The organism is Streptomyces sp. MGP-P1 (genome assembly GCF_057766565.1).
In genome coordinates, this window is the sequence record NZ_JBYMEM010000005.1 from 131,009 (window position 1) to 146,812 (window position 15,804).

16 protein-coding genes, 1 tRNA gene and 1 pseudogene are annotated in these 15,804 nt (G+C 71.0%); 3 read left to right on the forward strand and 15 right to left on the reverse strand.

Annotation, left to right across the window (positions count from 1 at the left end; all coding sequences use genetic code 11):
- Positions 1-11: 11 nt before the first annotated feature.
- A tRNA-Tyr gene (locus AC3CH1_RS09850) sits at positions 12-93 on the reverse strand.
- A gap of 162 nt (positions 94-255) precedes the next feature.
- Here AC3CH1_RS09850 and AC3CH1_RS09855 point away from each other — a divergent pair.
- The 3 genes from AC3CH1_RS09855 to AC3CH1_RS09865 all read left to right on the forward strand — a co-directional run bounded on the left by AC3CH1_RS09855 (position 256) and on the right by AC3CH1_RS09865 (position 2,261).
- Positions 256-744, forward strand: coding sequence for a YajQ family cyclic di-GMP-binding protein (locus tag AC3CH1_RS09855; RefSeq protein WP_006126857.1), 489 nt, complete (start codon positions 256-258; stop codon positions 742-744).
- Between the two features lie 230 nt (positions 745-974).
- Positions 975-1,562, forward strand: coding sequence for a methylated-DNA--[protein]-cysteine S-methyltransferase (locus tag AC3CH1_RS09860; protein WP_488462541.1), 588 nt, complete (start codon positions 975-977; stop codon positions 1,560-1,562).
- A 57-nt stretch (positions 1,563-1,619) separates the two neighbouring features.
- Complete coding sequence (locus AC3CH1_RS09865) at positions 1,620-2,261, forward strand: alpha-ketoglutarate-dependent dioxygenase AlkB family protein (protein ID WP_488462542.1); 642 nt, start codon at positions 1,620-1,622, stop codon at positions 2,259-2,261.
- 117 nt (positions 2,262-2,378) lie between these two features.
- Here AC3CH1_RS09865 and AC3CH1_RS09870 read toward each other — a convergent pair whose 3' ends face one another.
- From AC3CH1_RS09870 to AC3CH1_RS09935, 14 genes and pseudogenes are all read right to left on the reverse strand, one after another.
- The gene (locus AC3CH1_RS09870) at positions 2,379-2,651 is read right to left on the reverse strand and encodes a GlsB/YeaQ/YmgE family stress response membrane protein (RefSeq protein WP_488462543.1); all 273 of its coding nucleotides are present in this window, start codon (positions 2,649-2,651) and stop codon (positions 2,379-2,381) included.
- 121 nt (positions 2,652-2,772) lie between these two features.
- On the reverse strand, positions 2,773-3,165 hold the full coding sequence (locus AC3CH1_RS09875) for a YccF domain-containing protein (protein ID WP_488462544.1): 393 nt from the start codon (positions 3,163-3,165) through the stop codon (positions 2,773-2,775).
- Complete coding sequence (gene htpX, locus AC3CH1_RS09880; protein ID WP_488462545.1) at positions 3,162-4,025, reverse strand: zinc metalloprotease HtpX; 864 nt, start codon at positions 4,023-4,025, stop codon at positions 3,162-3,164. Before htpX ends, AC3CH1_RS09875 begins: the two co-directional genes overlap by 4 nt.
- Positions 4,026-4,399: 374 nt before the next feature.
- Positions 4,400-4,867: a large conductance mechanosensitive channel protein MscL gene (gene mscL / locus AC3CH1_RS09885; RefSeq protein WP_488462546.1), complete on the reverse strand. Its 468-nt coding sequence runs from the start codon at positions 4,865-4,867 to the stop codon at positions 4,400-4,402.
- Between the two features lie 117 nt (positions 4,868-4,984).
- Entirely contained in the window at positions 4,985-6,589 is a 1,605-nt protein-coding gene (locus tag AC3CH1_RS09890; RefSeq protein ID WP_488462547.1) for an NADH-quinone oxidoreductase subunit N, read from the reverse strand.
- Positions 6,586-8,337 carry a complex I subunit 4 family protein gene (locus tag AC3CH1_RS09895; protein ID WP_488462548.1) on the reverse strand — a complete coding sequence of 584 codons (1,752 nt, stop codon included), beginning with the start codon at positions 8,335-8,337 and terminating at the stop codon, positions 6,586-6,588. Before AC3CH1_RS09895 ends, AC3CH1_RS09890 begins: the two co-directional genes overlap by 4 nt.
- Positions 8,334-10,334: an NADH-quinone oxidoreductase subunit 5 family protein gene (locus AC3CH1_RS09900; RefSeq protein WP_488462549.1), complete on the reverse strand. Its 2,001-nt coding sequence runs from the start codon at positions 10,332-10,334 to the stop codon at positions 8,334-8,336. Before AC3CH1_RS09900 ends, AC3CH1_RS09895 begins: the two co-directional genes overlap by 4 nt.
- Positions 10,331-10,786: an NADH-quinone oxidoreductase subunit NuoK gene (gene nuoK, locus AC3CH1_RS09905; protein WP_488462550.1), complete on the reverse strand. Its 456-nt coding sequence runs from the start codon at positions 10,784-10,786 to the stop codon at positions 10,331-10,333. The genes AC3CH1_RS09900 and nuoK overlap by 4 nt, the downstream gene beginning before the upstream one ends.
- Positions 10,786-11,517 carry an NADH-quinone oxidoreductase subunit J family protein gene (locus AC3CH1_RS09910; RefSeq protein ID WP_488462551.1) on the reverse strand — a complete coding sequence of 244 codons (732 nt, stop codon included), beginning with the start codon at positions 11,515-11,517 and terminating at the stop codon, positions 10,786-10,788. The genes nuoK and AC3CH1_RS09910 overlap by 1 nt, the downstream gene beginning before the upstream one ends.
- A pseudogene (locus AC3CH1_RS09915) lies at positions 11,517-12,133 on the reverse strand (NuoI/complex I 23 kDa subunit family protein). The gene AC3CH1_RS09910 and the pseudogene AC3CH1_RS09915 overlap by 1 nt, the downstream one beginning before the upstream one ends.
- Positions 12,133-13,101 (reverse strand): complex I subunit 1/NuoH family protein, encoded by a 969-nt coding sequence (locus AC3CH1_RS09920; protein WP_488462552.1) that lies wholly within the window; start codon positions 13,099-13,101, stop codon positions 12,133-12,135. Before AC3CH1_RS09920 ends, AC3CH1_RS09915 begins: the two are co-directional and overlap by 1 nt.
- Positions 13,098-14,468 (reverse strand): NADH-quinone oxidoreductase subunit C, encoded by a 1,371-nt coding sequence (locus tag AC3CH1_RS09925; protein WP_488462553.1) that lies wholly within the window; start codon positions 14,466-14,468, stop codon positions 13,098-13,100. The genes AC3CH1_RS09920 and AC3CH1_RS09925 overlap by 4 nt, the downstream gene beginning before the upstream one ends.
- Entirely contained in the window at positions 14,465-15,178 is a 714-nt protein-coding gene (locus AC3CH1_RS09930; RefSeq protein WP_488462554.1) for an NADH-quinone oxidoreductase subunit B, read from the reverse strand. Before AC3CH1_RS09930 ends, AC3CH1_RS09925 begins: the two co-directional genes overlap by 4 nt.
- The gene (locus tag AC3CH1_RS09935) at positions 15,169-15,639 is read right to left on the reverse strand and encodes an NADH-quinone oxidoreductase subunit A (protein ID WP_488463458.1); all 471 of its coding nucleotides are present in this window, start codon (positions 15,637-15,639) and stop codon (positions 15,169-15,171) included. Before AC3CH1_RS09935 ends, AC3CH1_RS09930 begins: the two co-directional genes overlap by 10 nt.
- Between the last annotated feature and the right edge of the window lie 165 nt (positions 15,640-15,804).

A 15,804-nucleotide genomic window follows, 5' to 3' on the forward strand; every position in this document is an offset into this window, starting at 1 on the left:
CTTCGTTCGCGTGGCGGCGCCAGGGTTCGAACCTGGGTAGGCTGAGCCGGCAGATTTACAGTCTGCTCCCTTTGGCCACTCGGGCACACCGCCTCGAACGACGCGTTGGATCTCGTGGTGAGTTCCTTGGCGACGACGTAAACGATACCTGATGGTCAGGGGTGCTCCGCCACCTGATTGATCAGCGGCCGGAGGGGACGGCGGTGGCTAGGCTTGCGCTGTATCCACAGCATTCGACGCAAGGAGCCACACGTCATGGCCGACTCCAGTTTCGACATCGTCTCGAAGGTCGAGCGGCAGGAGGTCGACAACGCCCTCAACCAGGCCGCCAAGGAGATCTCCCAGCGTTACGACTTCAAGGGCACGGGCGCCTCGATCTCGTGGTCGGGCGAGAAGATCCTGATGGAGGCGAACGGCGAGGAGCGCGTCAAGGCCATCCTCGACATCTTCCAGTCCAAGCTGATCAAGCGCGGTATCTCGCTGAAGTCGCTGGACGCCGGTGAGCCGCAGCTCTCCGGCAAGGAGTACAAGATCTTCGCCACGATCGAGGAGGGCATCTCCCAGGACAACGCCAAGAAGGTGGCGAAGATCATCCGCGACGAGGGGCCCAAGGGCGTCAAGGCGCAGGTCCAGGGTGACGAGCTGCGGGTCAGCTCGAAGAGCCGGGACGACCTGCAGGCCGTGCAGGCGCTGCTGAAGGGGCAGGACTTCGACTTCGCGGTGCAGTTCGTGAACTACCGGTGATCAATCGCTTCGATCCGTACGGGCGTGGCCGGATCGCTTGCATCGCTTGAGCCGAACCGAGTTGAGCTGAGCTGAGCTGATCACAACGGGGGCACACCGCCGAGGCCGACCTCGACGGCGTGCCTCTTCGTGTGTCGGCACCGGGAGGGCGGGCGTGATGTCCGAATACCGCCAGTGGGGCACGGCGAGCGGGCGCAGACTGGCCGTATCGACCGGGGAAGTGAGAAGGCATGACGACGACGGTGTACACGCGGGTGGAGAGCCCGCTGGGCGAGCTGCTGCTGGTCGGCGAGACGGCGGCGGACGGGCCGGATGCGGCCGGGACGGCCGAGGTGGCCGTCGCGGCCGGTGTGGCCGTGGCGGCCGGTGTGGCCGTGGCGGCCGGTGTGGCCGGTGTCCGGCTGCGATCGGTGTCGATGCCCGGTCAGAAGGGCGCCGCGGTCGTCCAGGACGGCTGGCTGCACACTCCCGAGGCGTTCACGGAGGTCGCCCGGCAGTTGGAGGCGTACTTCGCGGGGCGCTCGACGCGGTTCGACGTGCCGTTGGCGGAGAGTGCGGGCACGGAGTTCCAGCGGCGGGTCTGGTCGGCGCTGGAGTCGATCCCGTACGGGAACACGGTGTCGTACGGGGAGGTCGCGGCGCTGGTCGGGGCATCGGGTGCGGGGGTGCGGGCGGTGGGCACGGCGATCGGGCGCAATCCGTTGCTGGTCGTGCGGCCGTGTCACCGCGTGATCGGGGCGGACGGGGCGCTGCGGGGGTACGCGGGCGGGCTGGAGCGGAAGAAGCTGCTGCTGGGCATCGAAGGCGGGGCGGGCTGAGCCGTGGTGCCAGGGCTTCCGCCGTCCTCGGACGGCCTGTTCCGGCGGGACCGGAGGGTGGTCGCGCCGGGTGCCGTCCATGTTCCGGAGTGGCTGTCGGTGGAGCGGCGGGCGGAGTTGGTCGCGGCGTGCCGTCAGTGGGCGTCGGGGCCGGTCCCGTTGCGGCACACGGTGCTGCCGGGCGGTGGGGTGATGTCGGTGCGGACGGTGTGCCTGGGATGGCACTGGCAGCCGTACCGGTACGCCCGTACGGCTGACGACGTGAACGGCGCCCGGGTGGCCGCCTTCCCGGACTGGCTGGGCGACCTGGGGCGGGCGGCGGTGGCCGAGGCGTACGGGGACGAGGATGCGGCGGAGGCGTTCGCACCGGATACCGCGCTGATCAACTTCTACGACGACACCGCGCGGATGGGGATGCATCAGGACAAGGAGGAGCGGTCGAGCGCTCCTGTGGTGTCGTTGAGCATCGGGGCGAGGTGTGTGTTCCGCTTCGGGAACACGGAGGGGCGCGGGCAGCCGTACACGGATGTGGAGTTGGCGTCCGGGGATCTGTTCGTCTTCGGCGGGCCGTCGCGTTTCGCGTTCCACGGGGTGCCGAAGGTGTACGCGGGGCCGGCCGACCCGGCAGCGGGGCTGCGGTCCGGCCGGTTGAACCTGACGTTGCGGGAGACCGGGATGGCATCACGGGACGTGCGGTAGGGCGCGGTGCGCCTGCCGTTCGCGGGTCCCTGCGTTCGCCCTGGGTCAGCGGCGTTCGCGGGTCCCTGCGTTCGCCCCGGGTCAGCGGCGTTCACGGGTCCCTGCGTACGCCCCGGGTCAGCGGCGTTCGCGGGAGTTGCCGAACAGCAGCCGGTAGGCGATGAGCAGGACCAGTGAACCGGCGACGGCGGCGATCCAGGTCGCGGTGTCGTAGAAGTCGTTGCTGATGGGGCGGTCGAGGAATTTGCTGGAGAGCCAGCCTCCGACGAAGGCCCCGGCGACGCCGATCAGGGTGGTGCCGATGATGCCGCCCGGGTCGCGTCCCGGGAGGAGGATTTTCGCTATGACTCCGGCGAGCAGCCCGAGAATGATCCAACTGATAATGCCCATGTCGCCGCACCTACCCCTTGCTTCGTCCTGGAATCCAAGACGTCGCGGACAGGTGTTCGGTTGCCCCGGGGTCGGACCGGGACGGAGTCGGACCGGGCCGTCGAGCAAGGGTCTCGCCGGGCTACCGGGCGGCGAAGGGCTGGTCCGTGCGGACGATCTCCTTGCCGAAGGGCATGAGAGAGACGGGGATCAGCTTGAAGTTGGCGATGCCCAGGGGAATGCCGATGATCGTGATGCACAGCGCGATGCCGGTGGCGATGTGGCCGAGGGCGAGCCACCATCCGGCGAGGATCAGCCAGAGGACGTTCCCCACGCAGGAGGGCGAGCCCGCGTCCCGGCGGTCGACGACGGTGTAGCCGAACGGCCAGAGGGCGTAGACGCCGATCCTGAAGGCGGCGAGCCCGAAGGGGATGCCGATGATGCTGATGCAGAGCAGGAGTCCCGCGAGCAGGTAGCCGAGGAACATCCAGAATCCGCAGAGGATCAGCCAGATGACGTTCAGGATGGTTTTCACGGGCGATGACCTGCCATCTGTTCTAGTCGGGCGATTCGCTCCGCCATCGGCGGGTGGGTGGAGAACATCTTCGCCATCCCCTGGCCGGGACGGAACGGGTTCGCGATCATCATGTGGCTCGCGGTCTCGAGCCTGGGCTCGGGCGGCAGCGGGAGCTGCTTCGTCCCCGCGTCGAGCTTGCGCAGGGCACTGGCGAGAGCCAGGGGGTCGCCCGTGAGCTGGGCTCCGGAGGCGTCGGCCTCGTACTCCCGGGAGCGGCTGACGGCGAGCTGGATGACGGAGGCGGCGAGCGGTCCCAGGATCATGATCAGGAGCATGCCGAGGAGACCGGGCCCCTCGTCGTCGTTGGAGCGGCCCACCGGGATGAGCCAGGCGAAGTTGACCAGGAACATCACGACGGAGGCGAGGGCCCCGGCGACGGACGAGATGAGGATGTCCCGGTTGTAGACATGGCTCAGCTCGTGGCCGAGGACGCCGCGCAGCTCGCGCTCGTCGAGGATCTGGAGGATGCCCTCGGTGCAGCAGACGGCGGCGTTGCGCGGGTTCCGGCCGGTGGCGAACGCGTTGGGCGCCTGCGTCGGGGAGATGTAGAGGCGCGGCATGGGCTGACGGGCCGCCGTGGACAGCTCGCGGACGATGCGGTAGAGCTGCGGCGCCTCGAACTCGCTGACGGGTCGGGCGCGCATGGCCCGCAGGGCGAGCTTGTCGCTGTTCCAGTAGGCGTAGGCGTTGGTGCCGACGGCTACCAGGAGCGCGACGACGAGGCCCGTACGTCCGAAGAAACTGCCGATGGCGATGATGAGTGCGGACAGTCCCCCGAGGAGTACGGCGGTCTTCAGCCCGTTGTGCCGGCGGTGCACGGTACGCCCTCCAAGTGGTGCAGCAGGGGAACCCTTTGCATGGTGGTGCTCCACTCCCCAGTGGAGCCTCCTGTACTGGTCAACGCCAGGCGAGAGGAGCTAGTTCCCTTGTGCGTGCGGCCGGAGGGCGGGGGCTGTACCGCGTGTTCGCGCCGGTGGGGCGCCCGGTCCCGTACGGAGTGGCGCTGGGCCGTACGGGTGGCGGGGTCCTCGGAGGGCGACGGTCCTAGACGTGTTCGTGCGCCGCTGTGCGGTCAGCGGCCGCCGCCGTGCGGCCGGTGTTCCGGTGTTGCTGTGCGGCGGTCGGTGCCTTCGTGCGTTCGGTAGCCGCCGTGTGGCCGGTGCCAGTGTGCGGGTCAGTGCTGCTGTGCGGGTCAGTGCTGCTGCGCGGGGAGCTTGGCGAGGGAGAGCGCCTCGGGGTCGGGCTCGACCTCGCTGGTGCAGTGGCCGCAGCGGGAGGCGACGGCGGGGATCTCGCTGAAGCAGCGCGGGCAGTCGCGGAGGGCGGCCTTGATGTTGACGGCCTCCTCCTCTTCTTCCTTGGTGAAGCGGTTCTGCACCTTGGCCATGGGGACCACGACGCAGAAGTACAGCACCGCGGCGGTGATCAGGAAGGCGATCGCGGCGGCGATGAAGAGGCCGTACGGGAACACGACGCCGTCGACTTCGTAGGTGGCCTTGCTGAAGTCTCCCGTGCCGCGCGTGGCGAGGCCGATCAGCGGCGTGATGAAGGCATTGCTGAAGCCCGTGACGACGGCGGTGAAGGCCGCCCCGACAGCGAGACCGATCGCCATCGAGATGACGTTCCCGCGCAGGATGAAGTCCTTGAACCCGTTCAGCACTGCTCTCTCTTTCCTTTTGCTCCCGATACGTCCACGCCGATTACGTGACGTATGCAGCCAAGACCATGCCCTGCGGCGAGGGCCCCGGGCAAACCGATCTTTCGGGGTCGGGAGGGCTCAGAAGAGGCTGACGGAGGCGAAGCGCAGGACGGCCTGCGGGGCCCCGGAGAGCAGGATTCCGGCGGTGGCGGTGAGCACGATCGCCGTGGTGAGCGGGGTGGGGGCCCGGTGGCGGCGTGGCGGGACGGAGGCCGTGGATCCGGTGGCGGTCCCGGTGGTTTCCGGGGCGCCCTCGGGCTCCCGGAAGAGAATCGCGGTCCACTGAAGGTAGTAGAAGAGAGCGATCACCACGTTGACGGCCATGACGACGGCGAGCCAGCCGAGGCCCGCGTCGACGGCCGCGGAGAAGACGGTGACCTTCGCGAAGAGCCCGATGATGCCGGGCGGCAGTCCGGCCAGGCAGAGCAGGAAGAACCCGAGGGCCAGGGCCGCGAGCGGACGGGTGGCGTACAGGCCCCGGTAGTCGGAGAGCCGGTTGCCGGGGTGGGTACGGGCGACGAGGGCGGCGACCGCGAACGCGCCCAGGTTCACGACGGCGTACATGAGGGCGTACGCCACGGTGGAGCCGATCTGGTCGTCGCTGGAGTACGCGGCGGCGGCGATCGGGACCAGGAGGTAGCCGGCCTGGGCGACCGAGGACCAGGCGAGGAGGCGGACGGCGCTGCGGGCGCGGGCGGCGTTCTGGCGGAGGGCCGCGACGTTGCCGACGGTCATGGTGAGGGCGGCGAGGACGGCGAGTGCGGGGCCCCAGACGTCGGCGTAGGAGGGGAACGCGACGACGGTGACCAGAATGAGCCCCGAGAACCCGACGGCCTTCCCCACGACGGAGAGATACGCGGCGATCGGGAGGGGCGCGCCGACGTAGGTGTCGGGGACCCAGAAGTGGAAGGGCGCGGCGGCGGTCTTGAAGGCGAAGCCGACGAGGGTGAGGGCGACGCCGGTCTTGGCGAGGGTGTCGAGCACCGGAGGCACGTCGTCGAGGCGGGTGGCGATCTCGGTGAGGTGCAGGGTGCCGGTGGTCGCGTACACGAAACTGACGCCGAGCAGCATGACGGCGGTGGCGACGACGGAGGAGAGGAAGAACTTCCAGGCCGCCTCGGAGGAGCGCCGGTCTCCGCGCACGATGCCGACGAGGGCGAACGCGGGCAGCGAGGCGACTTCGAGGGCGACGACGAGCGTGGCGAGGTCGCGCGAGGCGGGCAGCAGGGCGGCCCCGGCGGCGGAGGCCAGGAGCAGGAACCAGTACTCCCCCGCCGGCAGCTTCCGGGTGTCGTCGAGCGAGAGCAGGACGGTGAGGAACGCGCCGCCGAGGACGAGGGCCTGGATGACGAGGGTGAAGTGGTCGGCGGTGTAGCTGCAGGCCTGGGTGCCGGTGGTGACGCAGAAGGTGGCCCGGTCCCCGGCGCGCAGGGGGATCAGGAGCGCCAGGGCGGCGGCGAGGGCGGTGAGGGCGCCGTAGCCGAGGAGCCGCTTGCGGTGCGCGGGCAGGAACAGGTCGGCGACCAGGACGACCAGGGCGGCCAGCGCGGTGAGGGTGGGGGGTGCGATGGCGAGCCAGTCGATGGACTGGACGAGGCTGGGGGCGTCGGCCGCGACGAGGATGCCGGCGGCGTCGCCGGTGCCGGGGGTCGGGCGGGGGGTGGTGCTGAGGGCCGCGGTCACGACTTGCCTCCTGCGAGGAGCTGCTGCACGGCCGGGTCGGTGAGGCCGAGGAGGACGGCGGGCCAGAGGCCGGCGAGGACGGTGAGCGCGGCGAGCGGGGTCCAGGTGGCGGCTTCGTACGTCTGGATGTCGGCGAGCTGCGGGGTGGTCGATGCCGCGGGCCGGGTGCCGGAGGGCTCGGACGGCTGGGGGCCGGACGGCTTGGGGCCTGACGGCTGGGAGCCGGACGGCTGGGGGCGAGACGCTGCTTGCGGGCTGTCCGCCGTCTGCGGGCCGTCCGCCGCCTGCGGGGCCCGGCCGTCGGGTGACAGTCGAGAGTGGGGCGGGTGTTCGCCCATGCAGACGCGGCGGACGACGATGAGCATGTACGCGGCGGTGAGCAGGGTCCCGAACGCCCCGATAGCCATGAAGGTGCGGAACGCGGGGCGGCTGAGGCCTTCGGCGGGGCTGTACGCGCCGAACAGGGTGAGCATCTCGCCCCAGAATCCGGCCAGTCCGGGGAGGCCGAGCGAGGCGATGGCGGCGAAGGCGAGCAGGGCGCCGAGGCGGGGCGCCCGCCCGTAGAGGGCGGCCCCGGTCGCTCCGGCGAGGGTGTCGAGGTCGGCGGTGCCGTAGCGGTCCTTGACGGCTCCGACCAGGAAGAACAGCAGGCCGGTGATGAGGCCGTGCGCGATGTTGGCGAAGAGTGCGCCATTGACTCCGGTGGGGGTCATGGTGGCGATGCCGAGCAGGACGAAGCCCATGTGGCCGACGGACGAGTACGCGATGAGCCGCTTGAGGTCGCCCTTGGCGCCGGTACGGGCCAGGGCCAGGCAGGCGAGGGAGCCGTAGACGATGCCGACGACGGCGAACGCGGCGAGGTAGGGCGCGAAGGTCCGCATGCCGTCGGGCGCGATGGGGAGCAGGATCCGGACGAATCCGTACGTTCCCATCTTCAGCATCACGCCGGCGAGGAGCACCGACCCGACGGTGGGGGCGGCGGTGTGGGCGTCGGGGAGCCAGCTGTGCAGTGGCCACATCGGGGTCTTCACGGCGAGGCCGAGGCCGATCGCGAGTACGGCGATGACCTGCACTGATGTGGTGAGGCCCCGGCCGTTGTCAGTGGCGAGTGCCACCATGTCGAAGGTGCCGCTCTTCAGCCCGATGAGGAGGATGCCGAGCAGCATGACGACCGAGCCGAGCAGGGTGTAGAGGATGAACTTCCAGGCGGCCGCCTGCCGTTGGCCGCCGCCCCAGCGGGCGATGAGGAAGTACATCGGGATGAGGACCATCTCGAAGGCGAGGAAGAAGAGCAACAGGTCGAGGACGGCGAAGGTGGCGAGGGTGCCGGACTCCAGGACGAGGACGAGGGCGACGAAGGCCTTCGGTGAGGGGCCCGCGGGCAGCTTGAAGTAGCTGTACAGCGCGCAGAGGAAGGTCAACAGCGCGGTCAGGAGCAGGAGGGGGAGCGAGATGCCGTCGATGCCGAGGTGGATGCGGACGTCGAGCGCCGGGATCCAGCTGATGTCGGTGGTCGCCTGCATCGTGGCGGCGTGGTCATGGTCGAAGCCGACGGCCAGGACGATCGCGGCGATGAGGACGGCACCGGTGATGGTCACGCCGTGGCGGAGCACGGCCTGGTCAGGGTTCTTCCCCTTGAGTCCGGGCGGAGCCGGGAGCAGGGCCGCGACGGCGCCGAGGAGCGGGGCGACGACGACGAACGCCAGAAGGAACTGCATCACGGACGCACTCATATCGATCACGGTCACGACCCCGCGTTGACGTTGGCGAAGACGACGGCGGCGATCGCCAGGACGAGGGACCCGGCGAGCAGGGCGCCGGCGTAGGTCTGCACGTTGCCGGTCTGGGTCCGACGGACGGCGGTGCCGAGGAGGCGGGTGACGGCGCCCGATCCGTTGACGTAGGTGTCGACGACCTCGCGGTCCAGGAAGCGGACGAGGCGGGCGGCTCCCTGGACGGGCCGGACGAACAGCACCGTGTACAGGGCGTCGAGGTGGAAGCCGGTGACCGCGTGGCGGTGCAGCCGCCCGAGGAGGAGCCTGCCGGGGTCGGCCGGGTCGGGGGCGTCCGCGATGGTGCCGTAGACGGCGGTGTGGGACGTCATGGCCTCGGCTTCGACGAGGGCGGGTTCGACACCGGGGTGGGCGGCGACGGCGCCGATGGGGGTGCGGGCGGCGAGGGCGGCGGTGTGCCGCCACGCGCCGTAGGTCACAAGACCGCCGACGAGCGTGACGCCGGTGGAGAGGACGGCGGTGGTGAGGGACGGCGTGAGGCCGTGCCCGTCGAACCAGTCGCCGATCATGCCGACGGTGAGGCCGAAGGCGATGGTGGGGACGGCCAGGATCCACAGGACGGAGGTCATGGCGGCGGGCTGCTTGCCGTGGTCGGGGAGTTCCGCCCCGCGCCCGCGGAAGGCGAGGAGCCAGAGGCGTACGGCGTAGGCGGCGGTGAGTACGGCGGCGAGGAGCCCGGCGACCAGGATCGTCCAGCCGGCCGCGGCCGGGGCGACGCTCCGGTCCCCGAGGGCGGTGTGCTCGGCGGCGACGAGGACGGCTTCCTTGGAGAAGAAGCCGGCGAACGGCGGGATGGCGGCCAGCGCGAGGAGCGCGACGGTCATCGTCCAGAAGGCGTCCGGGATGCGGCGGGCGAGGCCTCCCATCCGGGACATGGCGGCGAGCGAGTTGGTGCCCGCGGCGTGGATGACGACGCCCGCGGCGAGGAAGAGGACCGCTTTGAACGCACCGTGCGAGATCAGGTGGAAGACGGCCGCGCCCCGGTCGCCTACGGCCAGGGCGCCCGACATGTAGCCGAGCTGACCGATGGTCGAGTAGGCGAGGACGCGTTTGATGTCGTCCTGGGCGAGGGCGGCGAGCCCGGACCCGATCATCGTGACGGCGGCCATCACGGCGAGCACGACGAGCGCCGCGCCGGACGCCGCGAAGACGGGCAGCAGACGGGCCACGAAGTAGATGCCGGCGGCGACCATCGTCGCGGCGTGGATGAGCGCGGAGACGGGGGTGGGGCCGGCCATCGCGTCGGGCAGCCAGGTGTGGAGGGGGAATTGGGCCGACTTGCCGGCGACGCCCGCGAGGAGCAGCAGGGCGATGACGGTGGGGTGATCGAGCCCACCGTTGCCGACGGCGGCGAGGATCTTGGTGATGCGGAAGCTGCCGGTGTCGGCGGCGAGCGCGAACAGACCGATCAGGAACGGGACGTCGCCGAGCTTGGTGACCAGGAAGGCCTTGAGGGAGGCGGCCCGGGCCTCGGGGGTCTCCCAGTAGTGGCCGACGAGGAAGTACGAGCAGATGCCCATGATCTCCCAGCCGACCAGGAGCACCATCAGGTCGCCGGAGTAGACGACCAGGAGCATCGCGGCGGTGAAGAGGGAGACGAGGGCCGCGTAGGAGGGGTAGCGGGCGTCGTCGCGGAGGTAGGCCGTGGAGTAGAGCTGTACGCAGGTGGCGACGACGGTGACGAGAACGGCGACCAGAACGGCGAAGCCGTCGAGGTGCAGTGCCAGGTCAATCGGGACCGAGCCGGTGGGCGTGAGCTGGGTCGCGGCGTCGATGGCCCGGCCGCCGCCCTGGCGGACGGCGACGATCACGGCGAGCACGGCGGCGGTGAGGGTCGGGAGGATCGCCAGCGGGCGGACGAATCCGGGGGCGGTGCGGCCGACGGCCAGCCCTGCGACGGCCCCGAGGAAGGGGAGGAGGGGAACGAGGGCGGCGAGGGTCGTGGTGGTCACGTGGTGGCCTCTGCCTTCTTCGTCTTCCCTGTTCCCCCGTCGGCCCGGCCGGAGGTCGGCTCGCCGCCGTCGTCGGTGCCGGTGCCGGTGCCGGTGGTTTCGGCGCTGTCGGTCTCAGCGGTGTCGGGGAGCGTCTCGGCGGCGTCGGTCTCGGCGGTGTCGCGGAGCCGGTCGATGTCGGAGGTGCCCCGGTTGCGGTAGACGGCCAGGACGATCGCGAGGCCGATGCCGATCTCGGCGGCGGCGATGGCGATGGTGAAGAGCGTGAGCGCCTGGCCGGAGTGGAGGGTGTCGCGGAGCCAGACGTCGAAGGCGACGAGGTTGAGGTTGACCGCGTTGAGCATCAGCTCGACGGACATCAGGACCAGGATCGCGTTGCGGCGGGCGAGGACGCCGTAGAGGCCGATGCAGAAGAGGAGGGCGGCGAGAACGGCTGGATAGGCGAGGTGCATCAGCTCTGCTCCTCGTGGCCGGGTGTGCCGGGCGAGGCGGGGGTGCCAGGTGTGCCGGGCGAGGAGGCCTGGGTGCCGGGCGAGGCTGACGGGCCCGGCCGCACGGTCCTGGGCTTGGCCGTCCTGTTGGTGCCGGGGCGGACGGTGGTGTCCGTGTCGCGTTTGCGGGACAGGACGATCGCGCCGACGAGGGCGGCGAGCAGCAGGACGGAGAGCGCCTCGAAGGGCAGCACCCAGTTCCGGAACAGGAAGGCGCCGGTGACCTCGGTGGAGCCCTGGGCCGGCCCGTCGAGGTCGATCCAGGTGGTGCGGAAGGCGTCGACCACGACCCAGACGAGGGCCGCCGCCGCCGTGGCGGCCACCCCGAGGGCGACCCACCGATTGCCCGAATCGGCGTCCGGGGAGCGGCCGATGGGGGCCCGGGTGAGCATCAGGCCGAAGAGGAGGAGGACGACGACGGAACCGACGTAGATCAGCACCTGGACCCAGGCGATGAACTCCGCGGTGAGCAGGAGGTACTCGACGGCCAGTCCGCCGAGCGCCACGACGAGCCAGAGCGCGGCATGCACCAGTTGCTTGGTCGTGACGGTGATGACGGCGGCGCCGAGGGTGGCGAGGCCGACGAGGAGGAACGCGATCTCGACGCCGGACGGGGAGAGGAAGCCGGGGTGGACGCCCGCAGTGGTGGCGGTGGCGCCCACGGTCGTGGTGGCCGTGGCGTTGAGCAGCATCACGGGGTTCCTCCCTTCTCGTCTGTCTGTTCCTGCTGGTTCGGCTGCTCCTGCTGGTTCAGCTGCTCCTGCTGCTCTCGCTGCTCCTGTGCGCGTTGTGCGGCGAGCTTGTCCGCTGCCTTGCGGGCTGCGGCGATCTCCTTCGGTTCCTCGGCCCCGGGGTCGAGGGCGGGCGGCTCCGGCACGGTCCACATCCACTCGCGGAGCTTGTCGCGCTCGTGGGTGAGTTCGTGGATGTCCGTCTCCGCGTACTCGAACTCGGGCGACCAGAACAGTGCGTCGAAGGGGCACACCTCGATGCAGATACCGCAGTACATGCAGAGGGAGAAGTCGATGGCGAAGCGGTCGAGGACGTTCCGGCTGCGCTCACGCCCGCCGGGGGCTGCGGGCGGCGACGTCTCCTTGTGGGAGTCGATGTAGATGCACCAGTCGGGGCACTCACGGGCGCAGAGCATGCAGACCGTGCAGTTCTCCTCGAACAGCCCGATGACGCCGCGGGAGCGGGAGGGAGTTCGGGCTGGGTGTCCGGGTACTGCGCGGTGACGGTCTTCCTCGTCATCGTGCGCAGGGTGACGGCAAGGCCCTTGGCCAGGCCGGATCCGGGGATCGGGGGCATCAGTTGATCGCCACCTTCACGATGCCGGTGAGCGCGATCTGCGCGAGGGCGAGCGGGACGAGGGTGGTCCAGGCGAGCTTCTGCAACTGGTCCTCACGCATACGCGGGTAGCTGACGCGCAGCCAGATGACGACGAACGCGAGAAGGGCGGTCTTGAGGATGGTCCAGATCCAGCCGAGTTCGTCGGCGCCGAACGGGCCGTGCCAGCCGCCGAGGAACAGGACGGTGGTCAGCGCGCACAGGACGACGATGCCCGCGTACTCGGCGAGGAGGAACAGCGCGAAGCGCAGACCGGTGTACTCGGTGTACGCGCCGAAGATGATCTCGGAGTCGGCCACCGGCATGTCGAACGGCGGGCGCTGGAGTTCGGCGAGACCGGCCACGAAGAAGACCAGCGCGCCGACGATCTGCCAGGGCAGCCACCACCACTCGAAGGCGTCGAGGATGCCGGTGAGCGAGACCGTCCCCGCCGCCATGGCCACGGAGGCGGCGGTCAGGAGCATCGGCAGCTCGTAGGAGAGGAGCTGCGCGGCGGTACGGAGGCCGCCGAGGAGGGAGAACTTGTTGGCGGAGGCCCAGCCCGCCATGAGCGAGCCGAGGACGCCGATGCCCATGACGGCGAGCACGAAGAAGATGCCCGCGTCGACGGCCTGGCCGACCGCGCCGTCGCCGGGGCCGACGGGGATGACCACGAGGACGAGGAGGTACGGGAGGAGGGCGACGGCGGGGGCGAGCTGGAAGACGCGGCGGTCGGCGGCGGCCGGGACCACGTCCTCCTTCTGCGCGAACTTCACGCCGTCCGCGACGAGCTGGGCCCAGCCGTGGAAGCCGCCTGCGTACATGGGGCCCAGGCGGCCCTGCATGTGGGCCATCACCTTGTGTTCCGCCTGGCCCACGAGGAGGGGGGCGACCAGGAAGACGACGAAGACGATGGCCAGACGGAGGGCGACGTCGAACGCGTCGTTCACTCGGGATCGCCTCCGGCGGGGTGGTCTGGGGCGGGCCGCTCCGGGGCGGGGCGCTCCGGGGCGGGGCGCTCCGGGGCGGGGTGGTCTGGGGCGGGGCGCTCCGGGGCGCGGGCCGGCTTGTCGGGGGTGGCTCTGTCGGGGGTGGCTCTGTCGGGAGTGTGCGTGGGCTCGTCCGGGGGTGCGGGCTCGCCCTCGGACTCGGACTCGGCGGTCGCGCCGGTGGTGGAGGGCTCGTCGGCGAAGGCCGGCTGGGCGTCGTGCCACGGTGCGTCTGTGCTGCGTACCCGGGGTGGCGGCTCCGGGGCGTCCCCGGGCGCGTCCGACGCCGGACGCTGGCCGGCCGAGCCGTCCGAGGCGGACCGGGCGCGACGTGCGGGCCGGGCCGGTGGCGTCGTCGGCGCGCCCTGCTCCGAACTCTGACTGGCCGAACCTTCCGAAGCCGACCGGGAGCGGCGCGGGCGGGTCGACGGCGCCTGCGGGGGTGCGGACGCCTCCGGCGTTACGGGAGCCTCCGCGCCAGTCGCCGCAGGGCTCTCCGCGCCGGTGGCTGCAGGGCTCTCCGCGCCGGTGGCTGCAGGGCTCTCCGCGTCGGTTGCTGCAGGGGTGGCCTCCGCGCCGGTCACCGCAGGTGTCTGCGTCGCGCTCGCCGCGGGGCGTTGTGCCGCCGAGCCCTCGCCCGCGGTGCGGGTGCGGCGGGGCGGGCGGTCGGTCGCGGGGCGGGCCGCTCGGCCCGGGCGGGCGGCGGCCGGGGGGAGCTGGCCCTTCAGGGGGCCCCATTCATTCGGGTCGGGCACTCCGGGCGGGAGCATCGCGCGACGCTTGGGTCCGGTGTGGCCCTCCGCCGGCTCCCCCGGTTCCTTCGCCCCGGGCCAGGCCTTGGCGACGCGCGCGGCCAGGACGAAGTCCTTGCGCAGCGGATGACCCTCGAAGCCTTCCGGCAGGAGGAGCGGTACGAGGTGGGGGTGACCGTCGAACGCGACGCCGAACATCTCGTGCGTCTCGCGCTCGTGCCACGCGGCGCCCGCGTAGACGTCGATGGCGCTGGGCAGGACCGCCGCGTCGTGCGGCACGGTCGTGCGGACCATCAGCCGCCGCACCGTACCCGTGCCCAGGGCCGCGACATGGGCGCAGACACGGAAGCCCGTGCCCGGTTCGTCCACGGCGCTGAGCCAGTCGAAGTAGCTGCACCCGAGTTCGTCGCGGGCCGTCCGCAGCGCGGTGAGCCAGGCGGCGGCGGGGACGTCGACGGTCAGCAGGTCGTACGCGGACTCCGCCGTGGCCTCGTCGCCGAACAGGTCGGTGACCCCGTCCGGCAGCCGGTCGTAGGCGTCGGCCGCGGAGCCCGTGTGCTGGTCGCTGTCGCTCATCGCCGCTCCTCGTCCCGTGTCGAGGCCGGTGTCGTCGGGGCCGGTGCCGTCGAGGCCGGTGTCGTCGGGGCCGGTGCCGTCGGCGCGGCCACCAGGCCGCTGCGCAGGGCATCGGTGGACGGGCCCCCGCCCGTGGTCCCGGTGGCGTACCGCTCGGCGAGGGATTCGCGCGCGATCTTCTCCTGGAGCTTGAGAATGCCCTGGAGCAGCGCCTCTGGCCGGGGCGGGCAGCCGGGTACGTACACATCGACGGGGATGATCTGGTCGACGCCCTTGGTCACGGAGTACGAGTCCCAGTAGGGGCCGCCGCAGTTGGAGCAGGCGCCGAAGGAGATGACGTACTTCGGTTCGGGCATCTGCTCGTAGAGCCGCTTCACGGCCGGGGCCATCTTGTCCGTCACCGTGCCGGACACGATCATGAGGTCGGCCTGGCGGGGGCCGGGGGCGAACGGGATCACGCCGAGCCGGATGAAGTCGTGGCGCGCCATGGACGCGGCGATGAACTCGATGGCGCAGCAGGCGAGTCCGAAGTTGAAGACCCAGAGGCTGTAGCGGCGGCCCCAGTTGAGGACGACCTTCATCGGCTCCGGTGCGAGCCGGGAGAGCACGCCGAGGCGCTTCGGCTCGGGGAGGAGAACCGGGTGGGACGAGGTCGGGGGCGGGGGCGCGGGCTGCTGCGACGCGGGGGTCGGCCGGCTCGTCAGGCCCATGCGAGGACGTCCTTCTTCCATGCGTAGAGCAGTCCCACGGCGAGGAAGCCGAGGAAGATGAACATTTCGACCAGGGTCGTCGCGCCGTATCCGGGCGCCGCGAACACCGTGGCCCACGGGAACAGGAAGATGGAGTCGACGGCGAAGATCACGTACAAAAACGCGTAGACGTAGTAGCGGACCTGGGTGTGCGCCCAGCCCTCGCCTACGGGGTCGACGCCGCATTCGTAGGTGAGGAGTTTCTCCGGGGTGGGGACCACCGGGCGCAGCAGTCGTCCGGCGCCGAAGGCCACGACCACGAAGAGGACGCCGACCAGGGCGAGCAGGCCGATGACCGAATAGCTCTGGAAGTACTCCGAGGCGAGTGCGGTGGATCCGATGGGTCCGGTAGGGCCGGGGGGCCCGTCCACCGAAACTCCGGATACCCCGGATACCCCGGACGCGCCGGATACCCCGGTCATGCCCACCGCGTCCGCCACACCGGTCACGTCCGCCACGCCGGTCACGTCCGTAACGTCGGTCACGTCCGCCCCTCGCTCCCTCGTCGTCCGCATCTGTCCCGTGTACCTGTTTCCGTTCTGTACGCACGGGAGTCTAGGGCCTGATAAATGGAGCGTAAGCAGCCG